Genomic DNA, 20429 nt, shown 5'->3' on the forward strand with positions numbered 1-20429 from the left:
CGGTTCGGGCAACCCCTAATGTTGCGGCGAGCTACGGACGGGCGCGGCTGACACCATGGTGTTCGTCGCCGGCAGGCTGAAGGGATCCAGGGATGTTCCGCAAGGTGCTGGTCGCCAACCGTGGAGAGATCGCCATCCGCGCATTCCGCGCGGGCTACGAGCTGGGCGCGCGCACAGTTGCCGTGTTCCCGTACGAGGACCGCAACTCACTGCACCGCCTGAAGGCCGACGAGGCCTACGAGATCGGGGAACCGGGACATCCGGTCCGCGCCTACCTCTCCGTCGAGGAGATCGTGGGCGCGGCCCGGCGGGCCGGGGCCGACGCCGTCTATCCCGGCTACGGGTTCCTCTCCGAGAACCCCGAACTCGCCCGCGCCTGCGAGGAAGCGGGCATCACCTTCGTCGGGCCCAGCGCCCAGACGCTGGAGCTGACCGGCAACAAGGCCCGCGCGGTCGCCGCCGCCCGCGCGGCCGGCGTACCGGTCCTCGGCTCCTCCCAGCCCTCCAACGACATCGACGAACTGGTCCGCGCCGCCGACGAGATCGGCTTCCCGGTCTTCGTGAAGGCCGTCGCCGGCGGTGGCGGCCGCGGCATGCGCCGGGTCGAGAACCCGGCCGCGCTGCGCGAGTCCATCGAACAGGCCTCCCGGGAGGCGGCCTCCGCGTTCGGCGACCCGACCGTCTTCCTGGAGAAGGCCGTCGTCGACCCCCGCCACATCGAGGTGCAGATCCTCGCCGACGGCGAGGGCAACGTCATCCACCTCTTCGAGCGCGACTGCTCGCTCCAGCGCCGCCACCAGAAGGTCATCGAGCTGGCCCCCGCGCCCAACCTCGACCCGGAGCTGCGCGACCGCATCTGCGCCGACGCCGTCCGCTTCGCCCGCGAGATCGGCTACCGCAACGCCGGCACCGTCGAGTTCCTCCTCGACCGGAACGGCAACCACGTCTTCATCGAGATGAACCCGCGCATCCAGGTCGAGCACACGGTCACCGAGGAGGTCACCGACGTCGACCTGGTCCAGGCCCAGATGCGCATCGCCTCCGGCGAGACCCTCGCCGACCTCGGGCTCTCCCAGGAGACGGTGAAGCTGCACGGCGCGGCCCTGCAGTGCCGTATCACCACCGAGGACCCCGCCAACGGCTTCCGCCCCGACACCGGCCGGATCAGCGCCTACCGCTCCCCGGGCGGCTCCGGCATCCGGCTGGACGGCGGAACCACCCACGCGGGTACGGAGATCAGCGCGCACTTCGACTCGATGCTGGTCAAGCTCACCTGCCGAGGCCGGGACTTCAAGTCCGCCATCGGCCGCGCCCGGCGTGCCGTCGCCGAGTTCCGGATCCGCGGTGTGGCCACCAACATCCCCTTCCTGCAGGCGGTCCTGGACGACCCGGACTTCCAGGCGGGCCGGATCACCACGTCGTTCATCGAGCAGCGCCCGCACCTGCTCACCGCCCGCACCTCCGCCGACCGCGGCACCAAGCTGCTCACCTACCTGGCCGACGTCACCGTCAACAAGCCGCACGGCGAGCGCCCCCACCTGATCGAGTCGACCACCAAGCTGCCCCCGCTGCCGGCCGGCGAGCCCCCGGCCGGCTCGCGCCAGCGCCTGGTCGAACTCGGCCCCGAGGGCTTCGCCCGCCACCTGCGCGAGTCGCCGACCATCGGCATCACCGACACCACCTTCCGCGACGCCCACCAGTCCCTGCTCGCCACCCGCGTGCGCACCAAGGACCTCCTCGCCGTCGCCCCGGTCGTCGCCCGCACCCTGCCCGAACTCCTCTCCCTGGAGTGCTGGGGCGGCGCCACCTACGACGTGGCGTTGCGCTTCCTCGCCGAAGACCCGTGGGAGCGGCTCGCCGCCCTGCGCGAGGCCGTCCCCAACATCTGCCTCCAGATGCTGCTGCGCGGCCGCAACACCGTCGGGTACACCCCCTACCCGACCGAGGTGACCGACGCCTTCGTCCAGGAGGCCGCCGCCACCGGCATCGACATCTTCCGCATCTTCGACGCCCTCAACGACGTCGGCCAGATGCGCCCGGCCATCCAGGCCGTACGCGAGACGGGCACCGCCGTCGCCGAGGTCGCCCTCTGCTACACCGCCGACCTCTCCAACCCGAACGAGCAGCTGTACACGCTCGACTACTACCTCCGCCTCGCCGAGCAGATCGTCGAGGCGGGCGCGCACATCCTCGCCGTCAAGGACATGGCGGGCCTGCTGCGCGCCCCCGCCGCGGCGAAGCTGGTCTCGGCGCTGCGCAGCGAGTTCGACCTCCCCGTCCACCTGCACACCCACGACACCGCGGGCGGCCAGCTGGCCACCTACCTCGCCGCGATCCAGGCCGGCGCGGACGCGGTGGACGGCGCGGTGGCCTCCATGGCCGGTACGACCTCGCAGCCCTCGCTGTCGGCGATCGTGGCCGCGACCGACTACTCGGAGCGCCCGACCGGGCTCGACCTGCGGGCGATCGAGGACCTGGAGCCGTACTGGGAGAGCGTCCGCAAGGTCTACGCCCCCTTCGAGGCCGGCCTCGCCTCGCCGACCGGCCGCGTCTACCACCACGAGATCCCCGGCGGCCAGCTCTCCAACCTGCGCACCCAGGCCGTCGCGCTGGGTCTCGGCGACCGCTTCGAGGAGATCGAGGCGATGTACGAGGCCGCCGACCGGATCCTGGGCCGGCTCGTCAAGGTCACCCCGTCCTCCAAGGTGGTCGGCGACCTCGCCCTGCACCTGGTCGGCGCCGGGGTGCGGCCGCTGGACTTCGAGGCGACCCCCGACAAGTTCGACATCCCGGACTCGGTGATCGGCTTCCTCCGCGGTGAGCTGGGCACCCCGCCCGGCGGCTGGCCCGAGCCGTTCCGCACCAAGGCCCTGCAGGGCCGTGCCGCCGCCAGGCCGGCCCCGGAGCTGACCGCCGAGGACCGCGAAGGCCTGGCCAAGGAGCCCCGCACGACCCTCAACCGGCTGCTGTTCCCGGCCCCGACCCGCGAGTTCGACACCCATCGCCAGACCTACGGCGACACCAGCGTCCTCGACAGCAAGGACTTCTTCTACGGCCTGCGTCCGGGCAAGGAGTACTCGGTCGACCTGGAGCCCGGAGTCCGGCTGCTCATCGAGCTCCAGGCGGTCGGCGAGGCCGACGAGCGCGGCATGCGCACGGTGATGTCCAGCCTCAACGGCCAGCTGCGGCCGATCCAGATCCGCGACCGGGCCGCGGCCTCCGACATCCCGGTCACCGAGAAGGCCGACCGCGCCAACCCCGGCCATGTCGCGGCCCCGTTCGCCGGCGTCGTCACCCTCGCGGTGCAGGAGGGCGCGGAGGTCGAGGCGGGCGCCACGGTGGCCACCATCGAGGCCATGAAGATGGAGGCCACCATCACCGCGCCGAAGGCGGGACGCGTCTCCCGGCTCGCCATCAACCGCATCCAGCAGGTGGAGGGCGGCGACCTGCTGGTCGAGATCGCCTGAGCCCGGACGGTCCGCGGGGCGGGGGAGGGCCGGGCCACCCGGCCCTCCCCGGCTACGAACGGGAGAAGTGCGCGCCCAGCCGGGCCTTGAGGAGGTTCGGGTCGCGCTGCGTGAAGTAGGCCGCGCTCGCCACGAACACGTCACGGCCGAGCACCGCGAGCGAGGTCGGGTTGGACAGCCCCTCCTGCACCGTCAGCACGGTGCCGTGGGTGCCGTCCGGGGCCACCAGCGCGACCTCGTTGGACGGGGTCAGCGCGGCGAGCACGAGGTCCGAGTGCCCGGGGAAGACGAAGTCGTCGACCCCGGTGAGGCCGGTCGCCCTCGTCTCCGCGGGCCCCGCCGAGCCGTCCGCGCCGACCGGGATGCGCAGCAGGGTGCCCCGGTCGGTGTTGGTCACCCACACCGCGTCCTGGTGCACCTTGATCCCGTCGGCGCCGAATCCGGTGGCCGACGGGAGCCCGGAGAGTTCGGTGCCCGTGGCCCAGGCGGTGGGCGTGCCGCCCGACTGCGGGACGCGCCAGACCGTCCCGAGCGCCGAGTCGGCGGCGTAGAGCACGCCGTGCTTCTCGTCGAGGGCCAGACCGTTGGGCAGGCCGTCGGCCGGCAGCTGGGCGATCTGCTCGGGCCTGCCGCCGCCCGCCGGGATCCGCCAGACACCGGTCCGGTCGGTGCCGGTGGCGTAGTTGACGTACAGCGTGCCGTCGTGCGCCCGGACCAGGCCGTGCGTGACCGCGCTGCTCACCAGGGGCGTCCGGGGGTGGTTCTCGGCGGGCAGGGTGGCGAGGACACGGACCCGGCGCTCCCGCGTGACCTTGACGACCTGCCGGGCGAACGCGAAGGACATGTCGACCGTGCCGCCCCGCTCGGCGACGACGCTCTCGGGCGTCTGTCCCTGGGCCAGATCGAAATGGGCGACGGTGTGCGGCTGGGAGAGGACCGGCTCGTCGCTCGCGGCCGGAACCGCCGCGAGCAGGCCGATCGCGACCGCGGCCGGGGCGACGACGGCCCGGCGGGGGAATCGGGGCATGTGACCTCTTTCGACGGGAGCGCAAGGCTCCGGCGTACCGGTCACACCAACATGACGCCTGCCCGTCCCCGGGCCGCGGCAGCCGTGGCCGCGACGTCGCCCGCCCGGCGCACGGCGTGGCCCCGCATGCCGCGCAGCCGGGTGACGGCCCCGCTCAGTTCCACATGGGGTAGTTCATGACCTGCGTGTACCCCTCCGGCCTGGCACCGGAGTAGGTCAGGTTCATCCGCGTGAAGTGCTGCACGTTCGGGTGCTTCGTCCAGGCCGTCGGGCGGTCGAGCCGTACGGTCACCGGATACTTGTGGAACTTTCCCGCCGCGCAGTACGGCTTGCAGTCGTTCACCACGTTCACGCCCTGGGCGACCGCCGTGCTGTCGTTCCACTGGGTCCAGCGCATGCCGGTGAGGATGCTGTTGCCGTCGCCGCAGGCCAGCAGGAAGTCCGTCGGCCGGAACCGCTGGTGCCAGAGGCAGTCCACGAGCACCGGGTGCTGGGCGGAGGCCCGCGACGCGGACGGTGTCGGCGGCGTCGCGGACGCCGTCGTCATGCCTGCCGTGAGCAGCAGGGCCGCCCCGAGTCCGATCGCCGTTCCCACCACTGGTCTGCGCATGGTCGCTCCCGCCCGTTCGGCCGTACCTGTCCCTTCGACGCTACGACCGTCCAGCGGGATGTACCACTTGCGGCGTATTCGACAGTCCGTTCATGTCGTGGCCGCCGGTGGAGCGGGAGCCGATCTGGGTGATCAGGCCGAGCACCAGGAAGACCCAGATCAGGACCTTCGCGGCGGTGTCCAGGACCAGGGGCCGGGTGGCGGAGCGCACCTCCTCCCCGGCGGCCGGCGCGTCGCCGAGGAGTCCCTTCGGGTAGACGGGCGTCAGCATGCTGGTGTAGGCGCCGAACCGCATCCGGTAGCGGGCGACCGCGGCCGTCGCCCCGAAGACCGGACCGGGCAGCCGGCCCAGCACGATCCCGATGATCCAGAAGATCCAGCCGACCGCGAACCAGCCGGCCGACGCGAGGTTCGCGATGATCGCCGCCGGGATCATCAGGACCAGCCGGAACAGCACCGCGAGCCGGTTCAGGGTGGTGGGCCGCAGCTCGATCTGCACCGGGTAGCCGGGTGCGGTGAGGGCGAACGGCGGGTACCGGTCCACCAGAAGCATGGAGCTGGCCGCGACCCGGGTCTCGTAGGCGAGGTACCTGCCGAGGAACGAGGCGACGGAGTCGGGCAGCCGGCCCAGCACGAGCGCCGCGAACCAGCCGGCCACCGTGACGAAGAACGCCGCGATGCCGAGGACGACGACCACGACGAACTGCGGGACCAGCAGCAGCCAGCGCAGCAGCACCGTCCAGCGGCGCTGCTGCGCCGGCGCCGGGATGTCGAGCGCCGGCCGCCATTCGGGGCCGTCCGCCGTGGCGGGAGGACGTGGTTCCCAGCTCTGCGTCATGAGTCCTCCCCCGGCGTCCTGCCGCAGCGCGGATGGCCTCTCCATCGTGCGGCGGAACGACGGCCCCCGCCAGGGTGGACCGGGTGAAGTCAGCCGTGTTTGACGGTCAGGCCGTAGAACGCGACGCGGGCACCGTTCGTCGTGCTGTCGGAGGACGACTGGTTGTACGAGCCCGCCTTGAAGTACTGCTTGTACTGGTTGAAGGAGGACGGAATGGCGTAGTGGGTCGTAGTCCCGTTGACGGTCAGGTCGATGGTGTTCCCGCCGGAGACCGCGATGGTGTACGTCCAGGTCTTGCCGACCGACACGTGGCCCACGCTGTGCGAGGTCTGGCCGCCGTCCGGGGAGTTCTCGGTGCCGAGCACGATGTCGCCGTTGGAGCGGTAGTAGAGCTCCAGCAGCGGCTTGGTGGAGGAGCCGCCGGTGCCGAGGTGGATCTGGCCCACGCACACGTTCTTGGTCACCGAGACCACCCGCAGGGTCGCGCTCATCTTGTGGCTGCCGCTCAGCGACCAGTTGGCGGCGCTGCCGTCCCGGTTCATCTCGCGCAGTTCGGAGCGGGCGTAGTTGGAGTTGGGGGTGGTGACGCCCTTCTCGGGCGCCCAGAAGGTCATCGCGCCGTCGCGGGTGTCGGTGTAGAAGTACGCGTCCTGGTAGCCGTTCGCGCCCTGCAGCCGGGACGAGGGGATGGTGGTCGGCGAGCCGGGGGAGCCGACCGGCTCCTGGAGCTGCCAGACGGACAGGTCGAAGTTGCCGCCGGGTGCGACGTTCGGGTCCGCGGCGTCCGCGCTGCCGCCGAACAGGACGGTGAGGGCGAGGGCGAGGCCCGCGGCGGTGGGCGCCGCGAGCAGCCGGGAACGGTTCACGTGGGGGGTCCTTTCGTCGGAGGACTGCGCCCGGAACTCACTTCGTGTTCATGTCTGTGAACTCCGGACGCATCCATAACCGTCGCTGACCCGTGAAGCTAAAGGTCCGGACCAGCCCCGTCAAGGGGTTCAGCAGGCGCCCTCGTCCTCCCAGGGGCCCCACTGCGAGGCGCCGGGCACCTCGTTCTGGGTCCACCACTTGGCCTTCCAGTTGTGGCTGTTGTACGAGACCTCGTTCCCGGCCGTGTACACCGCCGTCGCGCTCCAGGCGGTCTTGCAGGAGGTGGGAGTGGGTGTCGGGGTCGGCGTCGGGGTGGGCGTGCTGGTCGGCGGGGTGACCCCGGCGAACTTCACCGAGTACTTGGCGAAGTCCCAGGCGCCCTGCGCCACGCTGGAGCAGGTCCCGGACGTGGTGCCGTTGTTGTCGACCGGGGTGCACTGGCGGTCGCGGTTCAGGGACCAGAACGTGAAGCGGTCCATGTTGTGGCTCGTCGCGTAGTCGAGCACGGTCTGGAAGTCGGCCTGGGTGAAGTACTCGCCGGTGTCGCTGCGGCCGTTCATCCCGGAGAAGCCCTCGTGGGCGTAGGCGGTCGCCTGGTCCCAGCCGAAGGTCGACTGCAGGATCGAGTTGAAGTTGGTCAGCGCGCTGGTCTGCGCGGCCGCCCCGCTGAAACCCCCGTCGAACGGCATGATGGAGAAGTTGTTGGGCGTGAACCCCTGCGACTTCGCCTCCAGCAGCATCTGCTTGCCGAACCAGCCGGTCCCGTCCGCCGTGCCGGCCGTCGTCACCGACACGTACAGGCCCGGGTTGTTCTGCTGGAGGATCTTCGCGGCGCCGATCTCGTTCCTGATCGCCGCGGTGTTCTCGTACTCCGGCTCCTCCAGGTCGAAGTCGATCGCGTGCAGCCCGTACTTGGTGATGACCTGCTGGTAGGCCGCCGCAGTGGAGGCCGCGTCCGCGCAGGTCTGCCCCAGCTTGGTGCCGCCGTAGCCGCCGATGGAGACGGAGACGTCACCGCCCTTGGCCCGGATCGTGTTGATCACCGACTGGACGGCGGTGTCCGAGGAGACCGCCGACGTGCCGCCCCAGGTGGGCGAGCAGCCGCCGCCGTTGGGGGCCAGCACGAACGCCAGCTGGAAGGCCTTGAGGCCGGTGGCGTCCATGATGGCGGCCGCGTCCGGCGGGTTGTTGTCCAGCGGCATCAGATAGGGGGCGGCCGCGTACCACCGGTTGCTCAGGGCGGTGGTCGCGCCCGAGGCGTTGCTCGCGACGAGGGCGGTGGTGCCGGCGGCGGCGAGGGTCACGGCGGCCGCCGCGCCCAGACATGCGCGAAGGGGTCTCACTGGTGCCTCCAGGGGGCCGGGGAGGTGGGGTGGGTCCCAGCTTCCGGAGGTGTCGCGGTCACGTCAATGAATTGGACTGGACCAAAGCTCACTTTGGACTAGACCATACGATCTCTTTACCTTGTGGGGCGGAGCAGTTCCAGGGTCCCGAACCGGACCTTCACACCGGGCGACCAGAGCACGCTGACCGGCGGCCCGTCCATCGCCGGCAGGCCCGCGGCCTCCACCAACTCGTCGTCCAGATCGAGCAGTTCCGCCCGGTGCAGCGGCCAGGGGGCGTGCTCGTTCGGCAGGTGCGCGGTACGGCCGTGCCAGGTCACGTGCAGCCCCCAGCGCGCCGTCAGGAAGTGCTCCAGCGGCGACGGCTCGGTGACCGGTGCCCCGATCCGCACGACCGCCCGGCTCGCGGCCGCCGGGCGCCGCCGCCGGCAGGTGTAGGTGATCACGTCGCCCTCGCGGCGCAGCCGCATCGCGGACCAGATGTACGGCAGCCGGAACCCCAGCCGGCCCACCAGCACCGGAAGCAGCCGGGTCGCGTCCAGGGACCTGAACACCACCCCGCGCCGGCCCTGCCCGTCCACCGAGTACAGCCGCACGTTCGTCTCGCAGAAGGTGCCCAGGTACGGCAGCCCCGGCCCCGGCCCGAAGCCCGTGCCCCGCATCAGGAACGGGACCAGCCCGACGTACGTGACCCCGTCCAGGGTGTCCGGCCGGGTGCCGGCGGGCAGCAGCCCCGCCACCCGCTCCGGCTCCACCGGCCAGTGCAGAAAGGTCAGTTGGTGCCATCCCTGCACCATCGTCGGCCACGGCACGGGGCGCGGGGTGGACGCGGTTACGGGCTCGGTCGCCACGGTCTCCATGGCACCGGTGATAGCACGCCAGTGCGAGCCGGCGGGGGTGTTCCGCGAGACTGGGGCGGAGCCGGAACCGCCCGCGCGCTTCGGCGGCGACGGCCCGCTGATCAGGACTTCCGCGCCGCTCGCGCCGGTAACACGGGTAAACTGTGGGCGACACGCAGGCCTTGAGAAGGAGGAGCCGGGATGCCGCCGCACAGCTCTTCCGCGGCCGGGGTCCCGGGCGGCGAGGGACCCGGCGAGCCGCCGCCCGTCCGGCAGGCGCTGTCGGACAGCGTGTACGAGAGCATCAAGGCGATGGTCATGGACCACGAGATCGCCCCCGGCGCCCGCGTCGGCATCGACGCGCTGTCCCGGACCCTCAGCGTCTCGCCGACCCCGGTCCGCGAGGCGCTGGCGCGGCTGGAGTCCGACGGCCTCGTGGTCAAGCGCGCCCTGTCCGGGTACCGGGCCACGGAACTGCTCACCCCGCAGGGCCTCGCGGAACTCTTCGAGATGCGGCTGCTGCTGGAACCGACGGCCGCCGCGCTGGCCGCCGCCAACGCCACCGAGGAGCAACTCGACGGTCTGGAACGGATCGTGGAGGAGATGCAGGACCAGCCCAGCCCCGACGGACGGTACGCCTCCTACCGCGACTTCGCCGCCCTCGACCAGCGCTTCCACGAGGCGATCGGACAGGCCGCGCACCGGCCGCTCCTCGCCGATGCCGTGGAACGCCTCCACGCGCACCTGCACATCTTCCGGCTCGGCGACGTCGTGGGCGCCGGCGGCCCGACCGTCGCCGAGCACGAGCGGATCGTCCGGGCCGTGCTCCGCCGCAATCCCGGACGGGCGGCCGAGGCGATGACCGAACACCTCACCCGGAGCATGGAGCGCCAGCTCCAGGACGCCGGCGGAGACGGTGGCGGCGGCGTTGCCGAGTCGGCTACTCCCTGAGGAACAGCTGTTCCGCGGTGGCGCACCACTCGCCCGGGCCCGGCTGGGCCGCCCGTCTCACGGGCGCACCGCGTCCCGGTCGTGGATCAGGCGGATGATCCGGCCGCTCATCCGGTCGTAGTCCCGGTCGTTGTCGACCTCGCCGCGGACCCGGTGGCCGGTCATGACGACGATCCGGTCGGCGAGGGTGACCATCTCCGCGAGGTCGCTGCTGATCAGCAGGATGGGCAGCCCGCCGTCGGCCAGGTCCCAGAGGAGTTCGTGGAAGGCGCGTTTGGTGCGGACGTCGACGCCCACCGTCGGCTCGTCGACGACCAGCAAGCGGGTGTCGGCGGCGAGCCACTTGGCGAGGCTGACCTTCTGCTGGTTGCCGCCGGAGAGTTCACCGGCGTTCTGCGCGAGCCCGGTGATCCGGATGCCGAGCCGGTCGACGAGGTCCCGGGCGACGGCGCGTTCCTCGCCCGCCGGGACGAACCCGAGCGCCCTGGCCAGCCGCTGCCACACCGTCACCGTGATGTTGCGGACGATCGGCTGCTCCAGGAAGACGCCCTCCTCCTTGCGGTTCTCGGTCACGTACCCGATGCCGAACTCGTGCAGCGCCTGGCGGGGCGAGCCGATCCGGACCGGTCTGCCGTGCACCCGGACCTCGCCGGCGGTGATGCGGTCCAGGCCGAGCACCGCCTTGACCAGCTCACTGCGCCCCGCGCCGACCAGCCCGTACAGGCCGACGATCTCCCCGGGCCGCACCGCCAGGCCGATGTCCCGGTGCCCGCCGGCCGTGGCGACGCCGTCCAGCTCCAGGACCGGCGCGGCGGACCGGTCGACCGTGCGCGGGCGCATCTCCGCCGCCGCGTGGGCCCGGCCCACCATCAGGCTCACGATGTCGTCGTGGGAGTGGCCGGCCAGCGGTGCGGACTCCAGCACCGACCTGCCGTCGCGCAGCACGGTCACGGTGTCGCAGACGGCGAAGACCTCCTCCAGCTTGTGGCTGACGAAGACGACACAGGCGCCGCGCTCGGCCAGCCGCCGGACCACCTCGAACAGGCGCTCCGTCTCCTCCGGGGAGAGGGAGGCGGTGGGCTCGTCCAGGAGCAGCACCCGGCTCTCGGTGTACAGGGCCTTGGCGATCTCCACCAACTGCTGCTGGGCGACCGACAGTTCACGCACCGGCCGGTCAGGGTCGAGGTCGACGCCCAGCTCGGTGAGGCAGGCGACGGCCGGCTCGGTCATGGCCGCGAAGTCGACCAGACCACGGCGCGCGGGCGGCTTCTGCAGGGTGATGTTCTCGGCCACCGAGAAGCCCGGGACGAGGTTGCGTTCCTGGTGGACGACGCCGATGCCGGTCCGGGTCGCCTCCAACGGCGAGCGCAGGTGCACCGGTTCACCGCACCAGGCGAGGGTGCCGCCGTCGGGGGAGTGCACCCCGGTCAGGACCTTGATGAGGGTGGACTTGCCGGCGCCGTTCTCACCGAGGAGCGCGTGTACGGAGCCGGCGGTCAGCCGCAGCCCCACGCCGTCCAGGGCGCGGACGCCGGGGAAGACCTTCACGAGGTCGCGGCATTCGAGGAGAACCGTACTCATCGGGCGCCTCCCGGCTGCGGTGACGGGGGCAGTGGTGACGGCGTGGCGGCCTTCGCCAGCCGCGTCTGGTGCAGGTGCCCGCCGGCGACCGTGCCGAGGACGACCAGGCCGATCAGCAGGTTGACCCAGCTCGGGTCCAGCGAGAACTGGGCGCGGGCCGCGTCGATGAGCCGGGTCACGAAGGCCGCGAGCACCGTCCCGAACACCGCGATGGAACCACCGGTCAGCGCGACCCCGCCGATGATCGGCGCGGCGAAGCTGGGCAGCAGCCAGTCGCCGCCGACGCTGCGGTTGACGCCCGGCAGCGAGGCGGTGGCGGTGACGGCGGCCACGCCGACGAGCAGCCCGGACAGGGTGTGCGCGGCCACGATCTGCCGGTCGGTGGAGATGCCCGACAGCCGCGCGGCCAGCGGGTTGCCGCCGGCCGCGAGCAGCCGCCGGCCGGCGACCGTGCGGTACATGAACGCGCCCAGCAGAACGGCCGCGACGATCGCCGTGACGAAGACGAGCGGGATGTCCAGCGGCGCCGCCGTGCCCAGGTCGCGCAGCGTTGCGGAGTAGCCGTCGACGGTCCGGGTGCCGACCAGCCGGTACTGCGCGCCCAGCAGGATCGTCATCGTGGCGAGGGTGACGATGAACCCGTTGATCTGCGTGGCCACGATGACGACACCGGTCACCAGGCCGACGGCGGTCGCCGTCAGCAGCCCCACGAGCACGGCGACCCCGGCCGGCACCCCGTGGTCGGCCATCAGCACCCCCGTCAGGCAGGCGGTGAAGCCGCCCAGCGCGCCGACCGCGAGATTGAGCTGGCCCACGCAGAGCGCCACCATCTGGGCGAGGCCGATGAGGACGGGCGTGGCCAGGTACTGGAGGAAGACCCGCACCGAGGGGCCCTCGAAGAAGGAGCCCGACGACGCCACCTCCAGCGCCACCGCCCCCGCCACGACCACCAGCAGCAGCATGGCCGTCGTCGTACGGGAGAACCGGTGCAGCGCCGCGGCGGCCCGGCTCTGCTGGTCGCGGATCGTGCTCATGTGGCTCATGTGGAGCGCACCACCTTGCGATAGGACACCACGGTGCGGATCCGGTCCGCCGACAGGGCGAGCAGCAGAATGCAGCCGAGGTAGATGTTGAGGCTTTCCAGGCCGACGCCGAGCAGGTCGAGCCCCTTGCGGATCACGCCGACCAGCGCGGTGCCGAGCAGCGTGCCCAGCACGGACACCACCCCGCCGGTGAGCAGGGTGCCGCCGAGCACCGCGCCCAGGAAGGACGGCAGCATGAAGTCGTCGCCGATCGAGGCGCGGAACGTGCCCGTCCCGGCGGCGGCCATGAACCCGGCGAGCGCCGCGAGCAGCCCGGACAGGGTGTGCGCGAGCAGGACCCGGCGTCCGGTGGGGATGCCGGACAGCTCGGCGGCGGCCGGGTTCGCCCCGGTGAGGAGCAGCTCCCTGCCGATGCGCGTACAGCCGTACAGGAAGCCGAGACCGAGCATGGCCAGTACGGTGAACTGGGCCAGCTGCGGGATCGCCGGCGAACCGCAGACCGGGCCGACGCAGATGTCCGCCAGTGAGTAGGACCGCAGGGCGTCGATGCCGGCGGGGCGGCTGGTGAAGGCGGCGTCCTCGGTCAGGGCCGAGTACATCAACGACACCAGGCCCAGCAGGGCGAAGTCCATCGCCAGCGTGACGACGAACGAGCTGACCCCGGTACGCGCGATCAGCCGGCCGGTGACCGCGCCGATCACCGCGCCCGCGGCCAGGCACAGCAACAGGCCGACCTGCATGGGCAGATGGAGCCTGTCGTAGCCGAGGCCCGCGAACATGGCGCCGAAGGCCGCCATCCGTCCGACCGCGAGGTTCATGTGCCCCACGGACAGGGCGGCCATCTGGGCGAGCGCCACCACGGTCAGCGTGGCCACGTCCCGCAGCAGCGGGAAGAGCACCAGGCGCTGGTCGAGGAAGGCGGGCCGGAGCACCCCGAACAGGACGCTCAGCGCGATGACCAGGACCAGCAGACCGAGCCGCTGGTTGACCCAGAACGGCATCCGGTGACCGGCCGCCTTCACCTCCGGGACGGTGTCCGGGGGACTGACGGAGGTCGTCATGCCACCCTCCGGTCGTCCAGCGCGTCCGGGTCCCAGTCGATGCCGATGCCCGGCTCGTCCGGGGCCACGGCGAGGCCGTCCCGGATCGCCAGCTCGGTCCGGGTCACGGCCCGCAGCTGCGGGATGTACTCGACGAAGCTGCCGTTGGGCACCGCGGCGGCGAGGCTGACGTGCAGTTCCATCAGGAAGTGCGGGCAGACCGCCACGTTGTGGCTCTCCGCCAGGTGCGCGACCTTCAGCCACGGGGTGATGCCGCCGACGCGGGCCGCGTCGACCTGCACCACGGAGGCGGCACCCGTCTCCAGGTAGCTGCGGAACTGCATGAGCGAGTACATGGACTCGCCGACGGCCACCGGGATCCGGGTCGCCCGCGCGAGCCGGGCGTGGCCGCCGATGTCGTCCGCGGGCAGCGGCTCCTCCAGCCAGTACGGGTCGTACGGCTCCAGCGCGGCCGCGAGCCGGAGCGCCGAGGACGCCGTCTGGGACTGGTTGGCGTCGGTCATGACGTGCAGCGTGGGCCCGACCGCCTCGCGTACGGCGCGCAGCCGCTCGGCATCCTCGGCGGGGTGCGGCCTGCCCACCTTGATCTTGACGCCGGCCCAGCCCGCCTCCTGGGCCCGCAGGGCGCCCTTCACCAGTTCTTCTGTGTCGAGGTGGAGCCAGCCGCCCTCGGTGTCGTAGACCGGTACCTCCCGGCGGTGTCCGCCGGCCAGCCGCCACAGCGGTTCCCCGGCCCGCCTGCACCGCACGTCCCACAGGGCGGTGTCCACGGCGGCGAGGGCGAGGGAGGTGATGGCGCCGGTGGTGGTGGCCCGGGTCAGGGCGAACAGCCGCTGCCACAGCGCCTCGACGTTGCGGGCGTCCTGCCCGACGAGGGCGGGCAGCAGGTGGTCCCGCAGCAGGGCCAGCACGGAGGTGCCGCCGGTGCCGATCGTGTACGCGTAGCCGGTGCCCGCGAGACCGTCCGCCGTGGCCAGGTCGACCAGGACGGTCTCCTGTTTGACGAAGGACTGCACCGCGTCGGTGCGGTCCGTCTCGACGGCGATGTCGACCAGCCGGGCGGTCGCGGTCGTGATGATGCTCATCGATGTCCGTTCTCTTTCGGGCTTTCCGGGGCGGTCAGCCGCACGAGAGGTACTTGTCGGCGAACTCCGTCTTCAGCTGCCTGGTCCTCTGCTGCCGCGCCTGGTCGTAGTCGGCGACGTTCGCCTTGGTGACGACGAACGAACCGGAGTCGACCTCCACCCCGGGATCGCGCATGGTGCACTGCTTCGTCTGGAGCAGCGCGAGCGCCCAGGTGCCGATCTCGGCCTGGCCGGTGGGGTTCTGCACGACGGTCGCCGTGACCGTGCCCTGCCGGATGCCGCTGAGGATCTTGGCGTCGTCGTCGATGGCGATGACCTTCGCCTTCGAACCGGACGACCTGACCGCGTCGGCGGCGGCGACGGCCGGGTTGTAGGCGGTGGCGACGATGCCCGTGATCCGGCCGCCCTTGGCCGCCATGAGGTCGGACACGGCCTTCTGGGCCGTCTGCAGATCGGTGTCGATGTCGGTGACGGTCTGCAGGAGCTTCACCCTGCCGCCGGACTCCTTGACGGCCCTGGCCACGCCCTTGATGCGCAACTGGGTGTTGGCGTCCACGTTGTTGCCGGTCAGATGGACCAGGGTGCCCTTGCCGCCCATGGCCGCGATGGCGGCCTTCGCGGCCTTGTATGCGGCGAGTTCGACGTCGGTGGAGAGGCAGAAGTCCGCCTCGTCCCTGTCGCCGGCCGGACAGGAGCCCAGGGACGCCACCGGGAAGCCCTGTGACCTGAGGTCGGCGAAGGTGGTGTTGATGTCGGTGGGGGAGACCCCGAACACCCCGAAGGCGTTGTAGCCGCGGGCGGCGAGCGTGGACAGCAGGTTGTTCTGCTTCTGCTGGTCCCACTCCGCCGTCTCGTCGAAGGTGACGTCACCGAGGCCGTAGGTCTTCTTCGCGGCGGCCCCCGCCGTCTTCCACGGCTGGAAGTACGGATGGGCGCCGCCGGGCACGAGGGCCACCTTGGTCCCCGACCCGTCGGCCAGGTCGGTGCCGTCGCCGGTGTGTCCGGACGCCGGGGCCTGCCCGGTGGCGGGGGCGGGTGCGTTGCGATAGGTGCAGGCCGCGGTCCCGGCGGCGAGCAGCGCCGCTGTGAGAACCCCGGACAGGACGGATCTGGTCGGGAAGTGCATCTCCCACCCCTGCGGAATCAGATAGGAAATTGATGCGGTGATCGTGGGGCAGGGGGCGGTGTGCGTCAAGGTCTGCGACAAGAACCGTTTCAAGCAGGGGGTTTGCGTGAATGCCGTGCACGGCATCATCGAGGAGTCGAAGAATCCTATAGGAAACGCAACTCGGCTTGTCTGTACGGCAGTTCGGCCGCGATCAGGTCGCGCACGACTCTGGTCGCGGCCCCCACCATGGGCTACCGTCGGTAACACCAGGCCGTCCCGGCCGTCACAGTCATGTCTCCCGCACCGCCCGCACCCGTACGGAAGGCAACCCCCCATGGAGAATCCCAGAGCAGGCACCGGCGCCGTCGAGGGCTCCGAGCAGCCCTCCCGGTTCAGCCGCCGCCAGGTCCTGACGGTGGCCGGCGGCGCGCTCGCCGGTCTGACCCTCGCGCAGGCCGGGGCGTTCGCCGCCGAGTCGCAGGACGCGGACGCGATCGTCGTCGGCCACGGCCTCGCCGGTCTGGTCGCGACCGCCGAACTCGCCGCCGCCGGCCGCAAGGTGCTGCTGCTCGACCAGGAGCCGGAGGCGAGCCTCGGCGGCCAGGCGTTCTGGTCCTTCGGCGGACTGTTCTTCGTCGACTCCGACGAACAGCGGCTGATGGGCGTCAAGGACTCCCATGACCTCGCCTGGCAGGACTGGCTCGGCACGGCCGGCTTCGACCGGGGTGTCGACGACCCGAAGGGCCAGGACTACTGGGCCTACAAGTGGGCCCAGTCGTACGTGGACTTCGCCTCCGGCGAGAAGCGGTCCTGGCTCTCCGGCCTGGGCGTGCAGTGGTTCCCGATCGTGGGCTGGGCCGAGCGCGGCGGCGGCCTCGCCGACGGCCACGGCAACTCCGTGCCCCGCTTCCACGTGACCTGGGGGACCGGTCCGGCCGTCGTCGAACCGTTCGAGAAGAAGGTCCGTGCGGCCGTCGCCGCCGGCAAGGTGACCTTCAAGTTCCGCTACCGGGTCGACGAGCTGGTGACCACGGGCGGGGCGGTGACCGGCGTCCGGGGCGCGGTCCTGGAGCCCAGCAGCGCGGCCCGCGGCACCGCCAGCAGCCGCACCGTCGTCGGCGACTTCGAGCTGCGGGCCCCGGTCGTGGTCGTCACCTCCGGCGGTATCGGCGCCAACCACGACCTCGTACGGCAGAACTGGCCGGCCCGGCTGGGCACCCCGCCGAAGTTCATGGTCACCGGCGTCCCCGCACACGTGGACGGCCGGATGCTCGGCATCACCGCGCAGGCGGGCGGCCGGATCGTCAACCCGGACCGGATGTGGCACTACACCGAGGGCCTGCGCAACTACGCCCCGATCTGGCCGAACCACGGCATCCGCATCCTGCCCGGCCCGTCCTCCATGTGGTTCGACGCCAAGGGCCGCCGCTTCAACACCCCGGACATCCCCGGCTACGACACCCTGCACACCCTCGGGTCGATCACCGCCTCCGGCTACGACTACTCCTGGTTCGTCACCACCCAGAAGATCATCGCCAAGGAGTTCGCGCTCTCCGGCTCCGAGCAGAACCCCGACCTCACCAACAAGAACGTCTGGCAGCTGCTCTCCCGGATCTGGCAGACCCCGGAGCCCATCGAGAAGTTCAAGAACAACGGCGCCGACTTCGTGGTCGCCGACAACCTCACCGACCTCGTCACCGGCATGAACAAGCTGACCGGCGACAACCTCATCGTCCTCGCCGACCTCAAGCGGCAGATCGAGGCCCGTGACCGCGAGATCGACAACCCGTACACCAAGGACGTCCAGGTCCAGGGCATCCGCAACGCCCTCAGCTACATCGGCGACTCCCTCAGCCGTACCGCCTCGATCCACCGGATCCTGGACTCCGGTGCCGGACCGCTGATCGCCGTCCGGCTGAACATCCTCACCCGCAAGACCCTCGGCGGCCTGCAGACCGACCTCTCCGGACGCGTCCTGGACAGCGGCGGCTCACCCGTCCCCGGCCTGTACGCCGCCGGTGAGGTCGCCGGCTTCGGCGGCGGCGGGGTGCACGGCTACCGCTCGCTGGAGGGCACCTTCCTCGGCGGCTGCCTCTTCTCCGGCCGGCAGGCGGGCCGCGCGGCGGCGCAGGCGACGGCGACCTGACGGTGGCATGACGGCGACCTGATGGTGGTATGACGGCGACATGACCGCGACCCGGCGGCGGTCTGACGGAAAGGGCCGGGAAAGTCCGAGTCACCCCACCCCCAACCTGCCCCGGCAGTGGCACCCTTGACAGCGTGCGTACTGTTTCGCGACGTTTGAGCGACACCTCCGGACCGGTGACCCCGTCACCGGTCCCGGGACAAAGGTGTACAGCGGGGAACAGGAGCTGTTCGTAGAAACGGCAGAACGGCAGAGCGCGGCATACGCGTTATGGGGGGAGAGCGGTCGCCCATGCGATCCAGAGGCCAGTGCAGTCATGCGTCACGCACCTCGTCAGCCGAGGGGCGGTTGATCTGAGGTGGACATCACGATCCACAGACCCGGCGAGCTGACCGAGTCGCTCCGCCGGGCCTGGCACCACGCGATGGACGAGTCGCCGGAGTACGCCAACCCTTTTCTGGCCCCGGAGTTCACGATCGGCGTCGGCAGACACCGCGCCGGCGTCCGGGTGGCGGTCCTGCGCGAGGGCGGGGAACCCGTCGGCTTCCTCCCGTACGAGCGCAACGCCCTCGGCGTCGGCCGGGCCGTCGGCCTCGGTCTCTCGGACTGCCAGGCGCTGGTGCACCGGCCCGGAGTCACCTGGGACGCGCAGGAACTGCTGGGCGCGTGCGGGATGTCCATCTTCGAGTTCGACCACCTGGTCGCCGAGCAGAGACCTTTCACCCCCCACGTGACCGGCACCTTCGCCTCGCCGGTGATCGACGTGAAGCCCGGCGACGGCGGTTACCCGGAATGGCTGCGCGCCACCTACCCGGGCCTGGCGAAGACCACGCTGAAGAAGGAACGGCGGCTCGGCCGCGACATCGGCGAGCTGCGCTTCGAGTTCGACGAGCGCGACCCCGCGGCCCTGCGCACCCTGATGCGCTGGAAGTCCGCACAGTACCGGCGGACCGGACGCATGGACCGCTTCGCCCGCCCCTGGATCGTCGACCTCGTGGACCACCTCTTCCACGTCCGCGAGGAGCACTTCACCGGCGTACTGTCCGTGCTCTACGCCGGCGACCGGCCGGTGGCCGCGCACTTCGGCCCGCGCTCGGCCACCGTACTCGCCGCCTGGTTCACCGCCTACGACCCCGAACTGCACTACTACTCACCGGGGTTGATGATGCATCTGCGCACCGCCGAGGCGTCCGCGCGCGGCGGTGTCACCCTGGTCGACCTGGGGCGCGGCGACAAGGAGTACAAGGACTGGCTCAAGACCCGCGAACTGCGGGTGGGCGAGGGCTTCGCCACCCGCACCCATCCGGTGGCCGCGGCGCACCGCCTGTGGCGCCGGCCGGTCCGCGGGCTGCGCAACACCGTCCTCGCCCATCCCCGGCTGCGCGACCCGGCGGACCGGCTGCTCAAGACGGTCGGCACGCTGCGCGCGTCCCGCCGGCCGGAGGGCCCGCGGGAGGGATGAACCGGCCCGTCCGGCGGCGGCCGGCCACGTCCGGCCGCCGCCTTGCGGTCGACCGCTCACCCGCCGTTCGCACTATGATCCTGTCAAGGTGAAAACCTGCGGGTTTGCCCTGGTAAGGACATCGCCTCGGCCGGAGTGATCCATGCCCCGCAAGCGTGCAACGGACGACGACGAGCTGCTGGCCAGACTCAGGTCGCTCACCGCCCAGGCGCGCGAGCGGGCCGAGTACCAGCGTTCGCAGGTCGAGCTGGCCGTCGCCCTCCAGCGCGGCATGCTGCCCCGGGACCTGCCCGACACCCCGCGCTTCCATCTGGCCGTCCGGTACGCGCCCGCCTGCTACGGGCTCAACGTCGGCGGCGACTGGTACGACGCCTTCACGCTGCCCGACGGCCACATCGGCCTGTGCATAGGCGACGTCCAGGGACACAACATCGAGGCGGCCGCCTTCATGGGGCAGGTCCGGGCGGCGCTGCGGGCGCTCGCCTCGGTGGCCGGCGAGCCGGGCGAGCTCCTCGCCCGCACCAACGACCTCCTGGTGTCCCTGGGCAGCGATCTCTTCGCGACCTGCACCTTCATGCGGCTCGACCCGGAGACCGGACTGCTGGAGAGCGCCCGCGCCGGTCACGTCCCGTTCGTGTGGGCCACCGCCGACGGAAAGTCCGGGCTCGGGGAGGACGAGGGCGGACCCCCACTGGGCATCGACCCGGGCATCGAGTATCCGGTGGCCCGGTACCGGCTCACCACCGGCGGCATGGTCGTGCTGCTCACGGACGGGGTGGTGGAGGGGCCGTCGATGCCCATCGAGGAGGGGCTCGACCAGGTGGTGAGGCTCGCCGGCGTCGCCGCCGTCGCGGGCCTGGAGGCGCAGTCCCTGGCTGCCGCCGTGATCAAGGGCGCGGAACGGGTGGGCCACGAGGACGACGCGGCCGTGCTGGTCATGGGCCACGAGGACCTGGGCCCCGCGCCGTAGCCGCCGGGGCCCCGGCCCCCGTCAGGTCGGC

At 71.7% G+C, this 20429-nt stretch carries 16 protein-coding genes; 5 read left to right on the forward strand and 11 right to left on the reverse strand.

Annotated elements, in window-relative coordinates:
- The first annotated feature begins 92 nt into the window (after window positions 1-92).
- Entirely contained in the window at window positions 93-3467 is a 3375-nt protein-coding gene (locus ACFZB3_RS06200; RefSeq protein WP_391370476.1) for a pyruvate carboxylase, read from the forward strand.
- 52 nt (window positions 3468-3519) lie between these two features.
- Here ACFZB3_RS06200 and ACFZB3_RS06205 read toward each other — a convergent pair whose 3' ends face one another.
- From ACFZB3_RS06205 to ACFZB3_RS06230, 6 genes are all read right to left on the reverse strand, one after another.
- Entirely contained in the window at window positions 3520-4494 is a 975-nt protein-coding gene (locus tag ACFZB3_RS06205; RefSeq protein ID WP_391370479.1) for an SMP-30/gluconolactonase/LRE family protein, read from the reverse strand.
- Window positions 4495-4648: 154 nt separating this feature from the next.
- Window positions 4649-5104, reverse strand: a complete 456-nt coding sequence (locus ACFZB3_RS06210; RefSeq protein WP_391370482.1) for a hypothetical protein — start codon at window positions 5102-5104, stop codon at window positions 4649-4651.
- Between the two features lie 40 nt (window positions 5105-5144).
- Window positions 5145-5942 carry a DUF4389 domain-containing protein gene (locus ACFZB3_RS06215; protein WP_391370485.1) on the reverse strand — a complete coding sequence of 266 codons (798 nt, stop codon included), beginning with the start codon at window positions 5940-5942 and terminating at the stop codon, window positions 5145-5147.
- An 89-nt stretch (window positions 5943-6031) separates the two neighbouring features.
- Window positions 6032-6808 (reverse strand): polysaccharide lyase family 7 protein, encoded by a 777-nt coding sequence (locus ACFZB3_RS06220; protein ID WP_391370488.1) that lies wholly within the window; start codon window positions 6806-6808, stop codon window positions 6032-6034.
- 129 nt (window positions 6809-6937) lie between these two features.
- A complete protein-coding gene (locus ACFZB3_RS06225; RefSeq protein ID WP_391370491.1) occupies window positions 6938-8152 on the reverse strand; it encodes a carbohydrate-binding protein in 1215 nt (404 codons plus the stop codon).
- Window positions 8153-8268: 116 nt separating this feature from the next.
- On the reverse strand, window positions 8269-9012 hold the full coding sequence (locus ACFZB3_RS06230; RefSeq protein ID WP_391370494.1) for a DUF2071 domain-containing protein: 744 nt from the start codon (window positions 9010-9012) through the stop codon (window positions 8269-8271).
- 180 nt (window positions 9013-9192) lie between these two features.
- Here ACFZB3_RS06230 and ACFZB3_RS06235 point away from each other — a divergent pair, with 180 nt between their 5' ends.
- The gene (locus ACFZB3_RS06235; protein WP_391370497.1) at window positions 9193-9942 is read left to right on the forward strand and encodes an FCD domain-containing protein; all 750 of its coding nucleotides are present in this window, start codon (window positions 9193-9195) and stop codon (window positions 9940-9942) included.
- Window positions 9943-9999: 57 nt separating this feature from the next.
- Here the strand turns inward: ACFZB3_RS06235 and ACFZB3_RS06240 are convergent, their stop codons facing one another.
- Genes ACFZB3_RS06240 through ACFZB3_RS06260 form a run of 5 tightly spaced genes read right to left on the reverse strand, consistent with a single transcriptional unit; the run spans window position 10000 to window position 15838 of the window.
- Complete coding sequence (locus tag ACFZB3_RS06240; RefSeq protein ID WP_391370500.1) at window positions 10000-11523, reverse strand: ATP-binding cassette domain-containing protein; 1524 nt, start codon at window positions 11521-11523, stop codon at window positions 10000-10002.
- Window positions 11520-12557, reverse strand: coding sequence for an ABC transporter permease (locus tag ACFZB3_RS06245; protein WP_391372046.1), 1038 nt, complete (start codon window positions 12555-12557; stop codon window positions 11520-11522). Before ACFZB3_RS06245 ends, ACFZB3_RS06240 begins: the two co-directional genes overlap by 4 nt.
- Window positions 12558-12562: 5 nt before the next feature.
- Window positions 12563-13627: an ABC transporter permease gene (locus ACFZB3_RS06250; RefSeq protein ID WP_391370503.1), complete on the reverse strand. Its 1065-nt coding sequence runs from the start codon at window positions 13625-13627 to the stop codon at window positions 12563-12565.
- Complete coding sequence (locus ACFZB3_RS06255) at window positions 13624-14712, reverse strand: enolase C-terminal domain-like protein (RefSeq protein ID WP_391370506.1); 1089 nt, start codon at window positions 14710-14712, stop codon at window positions 13624-13626. Before ACFZB3_RS06255 ends, ACFZB3_RS06250 begins: the two co-directional genes overlap by 4 nt.
- 34 nt (window positions 14713-14746) lie before the next feature.
- Entirely contained in the window at window positions 14747-15838 is a 1092-nt protein-coding gene (locus ACFZB3_RS06260; RefSeq protein WP_391370509.1) for a substrate-binding domain-containing protein, read from the reverse strand.
- A gap of 316 nt (window positions 15839-16154) precedes the next feature.
- Here ACFZB3_RS06260 and ACFZB3_RS06265 point away from each other — a divergent pair, with 316 nt between their 5' ends.
- From ACFZB3_RS06265 to ACFZB3_RS06275, 3 genes are all read left to right on the forward strand, one after another.
- Window positions 16155-17966, forward strand: coding sequence for an FAD-binding dehydrogenase (locus ACFZB3_RS06265; protein ID WP_391370512.1), 1812 nt, complete (start codon window positions 16155-16157; stop codon window positions 17964-17966).
- Window positions 17967-18324: 358 nt separating this feature from the next.
- On the forward strand, window positions 18325-19428 hold the full coding sequence (locus ACFZB3_RS06270) for a GNAT family N-acetyltransferase (RefSeq protein WP_391370515.1): 1104 nt from the start codon (window positions 18325-18327) through the stop codon (window positions 19426-19428).
- Window positions 19429-19570: 142 nt separating this feature from the next.
- The gene (locus ACFZB3_RS06275) at window positions 19571-20398 is read left to right on the forward strand and encodes a SpoIIE family protein phosphatase (RefSeq protein ID WP_391370518.1); all 828 of its coding nucleotides are present in this window, start codon (window positions 19571-19573) and stop codon (window positions 20396-20398) included.
- Window positions 20399-20429: the final 31 nt, after the last annotated feature.

It is taken from the genome of Streptomyces sp. NPDC008092, from assembly GCF_042957285.1.
Classification (GTDB): Bacteria; Actinomycetota; Actinomycetes; order Streptomycetales; family Streptomycetaceae; genus Streptomyces.